Raw genomic sequence first — 2,926 nt, forward strand, 5'->3', positions numbered from 1 at the left:
AAAAGAGATAATCTCTTCTTGTGCAATTGAGTTAAATTCTACTATGGTTTACGATTTTCAGGCTAAAAACGCAAAAGCATTGAAAAGTTTAAAAGAAAAGGGAGTAATATTAAAAGAGTGGCCTAAAGAGGTTGTTGAATCGGCAAAAAAAGCCTTATTGGAGGTTATTGAAGAGCAATCTAAAAAAAGCGAAGACTTTAAAAGAGTATGGGAGAAAATAGAGCCTTTTTGGATAGAAAACAGAAAATGGACCAATCTTGGATTAAAAAATAATCTAAAAATGAGAGGATAACTATTTTTTATAGGGTATTTTATCCTCTACCTTTGCTTTTTTAAAGCCTTTCAATCTCAATCTACAACTATCGCAAACACCACAAGCTTCCTCTTCTTCTTGGTAGCAGCTCCAAGTTAATTCCAAGGGAACATTAAGTTCTACGGCTTTTGAGACGATATCTTCTTTATGAAGATGTATTAAAGGGGTTTTAATATCTATTTTAATCTCCCCTTTCGTTCCAAGATTGATGGCTTCTCTCATAGCTTCAATGAAACTCTCCCTACAATCTGGATATCCACTACTATCTTCCTCAACTACGCCTATAAATATCGCTTCAGCTCCCTCTTTTTCTGCAATAGCGGCTGAAATACTTAAAAATATACCGTTTCTAAAAGGAACATAAGTTATTGGAATTCCGGGTTTTATCCCTTCTGTTGGAACTTTAAGAGTTTTATCTATTAACGCAGAAGATCCTATCTGTTTAAAAAAAGGAAGATCAATCTCGTAATTTTTTGCATTTAATGTTTTTGATATCTCTCTAAAACATTTTAGCTCTTTAGTTTGAGTTCTTTGACCATAATTAAAATGAACGGCGATTATCTCATATCCTTGAAGTTTTGCTATATATGCCGCAACCGCACTATCCATACCACCGCTTATTATACATACAGCCTTTTTCATCTTTAACCCACTTTTTTTTGCCGATTATATCAGATTTTTTTAAGAATTTGAAATCCGTTATATTTTTCTATCTCATATCCTTGGCTATTTTTTACAATATCTGCATGTCCCAATATCAAATAACCCCCACTATTGAGCAATTTTTTAAAAATGTTTAAAGCTTCTATCCTCTTTTTTTCATCAAAATAGATAAAAAGATTTCTGCATAAAATAAAATCAAATTTTCCAAGATTTTCAATATCTTTGTCAAATAGATTTTTCTGGACAAATTTAACAAATTTATATTCATCTTTTAATATATAACTATCGCCAGCCTTTTCAAAATAGCGTTCAAGAATATTTTGTGGAACATACATCACCCTTCTTGAAGGATAAATCGCCGTTTTTGCTATCTCTAAAACTTTAGAGTTAATATCTGCTCCTATTATCTCAAAATTATCGATTTTGTTTTCAAGTAAAAATATCATTAAGGTATAGGGCTCTTCTCCACTAGCACACGGTAAAGATAAAAATCTATTTTTTTTTGGATCTTTTTTGACTTTTTCTGCGATAAATTCAAAATGTTTTACCTCTCTATAAAAAAAACTCTCTGAAACGGTTAAAAAATTTATAAAATATTGAAATAGCTCTTCTGAATATTTTAACTCTTCCAAAAATATCTCACAATCGGAAAAATTTAGATCTTTGTAAAATTTAACTATTTTTTGCTCTAAAATATTCAATCTTTTTTCAAAAACGATACCGGTTCTTTCTCTAAATAGTTTTAAAATTTCCAATAAACATTTAGTCATTTAAAAATCTCTTTATTTCAGTTATTATATCTTCAATTGACAATACTTTATCACAAGCCCCCTCTTCTTTTGCTCTTTTTGGCATACCGTATACGATAGAACTCTTTTCATCGGAGGCTAAAGTGAAGGCTCCTCTTTTTTTTAACTCCAATAATCCTTCAACTCCATCTTCCCCGATTCCAGTTAAAATAATGGCCATTATATTTTTAATATCTGGTTTATTTTTTGCCAATGAGATAAAAAATCTATTAATATCGGGTTTATAAAAAGACCTATTCTCTTCCAAAATAAAAAACTCATCTTTATCTTTTTTATAGATAGTGTCTTTTTTGGCGGTGCAAATATAGATATTTCCTTTTTCGATCTTTAAAAAATTGGAAGTTATTTTAATGGGTATATTAGAAATTGATGATATCCTTTTTATAAAATTTCCCACAATTTGTGGCTGCATATGGATGCATATTATTAAGGCGCCATCGATCTTTTTATCAAGAGATTTTACTATTTTTTCTACTATCGACGGGCCTCCGGTAGATAATCCGATAACTACAATTTTCATGTTTTAAATCGATCTAACAAATTGCTTAAATCCTCTATCTGTTTATATAGATGCTCAGTTGCGGTAGCTATCTCTTCAACGCTTCTTGCGTTAGAAGACGATATATCGTTGATTTTTTCAATATCCAATATTATCTCTTCGATATCTTTGCTTATCTCTTTTATACTTATTGCGGAATCTTTTGCTTTTTTAACGGTTGTTTCCATAACATCTGATATTTCATCAACATCTTTTTCAACTTTGGTAGCCGAGTTGGTTAGTTTTGTAAACTCTTTTGCGTTATTTGAGATCATTTTACTAATTTCATTAATAGATGAAATTAATCTATTTATAGTATCATTGATAGTATCTACATGTTCGCTTGATTTTTCCGCAAGATTTCTAACCTCTTCTGCCACAACCGCAAACCCTTTTCCGTGTTCTCCGGCTCTTGCGGCCTCAATAGCCGCATTCAAGGCAAGTAGATTTGTTTGATTTGCGATATTTTCTATAAGATTTAAAACATCTTTTGTTTCATCGGTTCTTTTTATGAGATCTTCTAACTCTTTTACTATCTTTTCCTCATTCTGGGCACTTTTGTTTACAACTTCTATAAAATCCATTATGGTTTTCTTGGCAAGA

General features: G+C 30.8%; 4 protein-coding genes and 1 pseudogene. 1 reads left to right on the forward strand and 4 read right to left on the reverse strand.

From position 1 onward, the window contains the following. Positions 1–292 (forward strand): annotated as a pseudogene (locus AC30RD_RS07870) (TRAP transporter substrate-binding protein); the annotation flags it as partial. Here AC30RD_RS07870 and queC read toward each other — a convergent pair. The 4 genes from queC to AC30RD_RS07890 all read right to left on the reverse strand — a co-directional run. Beyond that, positions 293–955, reverse strand: coding sequence for a 7-cyano-7-deazaguanine synthase QueC (queC, locus tag AC30RD_RS07875; RefSeq protein WP_489493913.1), 663 nt, complete (start codon positions 953–955; stop codon positions 293–295). Positions 956–984: 29 nt separating this feature from the next. Next, entirely contained in the window at positions 985–1,746 is a 762-nt protein-coding gene (locus AC30RD_RS07880; protein ID WP_489493915.1) for a CheR family methyltransferase, read from the reverse strand. Continuing rightward, positions 1,739–2,305, reverse strand: a complete 567-nt coding sequence (locus AC30RD_RS07885) for a CheB methylesterase domain-containing protein (protein WP_489493916.1) — start codon at positions 2,303–2,305, stop codon at positions 1,739–1,741. Before AC30RD_RS07885 ends, AC30RD_RS07880 begins: the two co-directional genes overlap by 8 nt. Beyond that, positions 2,302–2,926 (reverse strand): methyl-accepting chemotaxis protein (locus tag AC30RD_RS07890; protein ID WP_489493917.1); only part of this gene is annotated, 625 nt, incomplete at its 5' end. The genes AC30RD_RS07885 and AC30RD_RS07890, both read right to left, overlap by 4 nt.

It is taken from the genome of Nitrosophilus sp., from assembly GCF_982775275.1.

Bases quoted from the DNA above. Each gene is read 5' to 3' on its own strand.
- queC (WP_489493913.1), bottom strand. From the start codon at position 955: ATGAAAAAGGCTGTATGTATAATAAGCGGTGGTATGGATAGTGCGGTT.
- AC30RD_RS07880 (WP_489493915.1), bottom strand. From the start codon at position 1,746: ATGACTAAATGTTTATTGGAAATTTTAAAACTATTTAGAGAAAGAACC.
- AC30RD_RS07885 (WP_489493916.1), bottom strand. From the start codon at position 2,305: ATGAAAATTGTAGTTATCGGATTATCTACCGGAGGCCCGTCGATAGTA.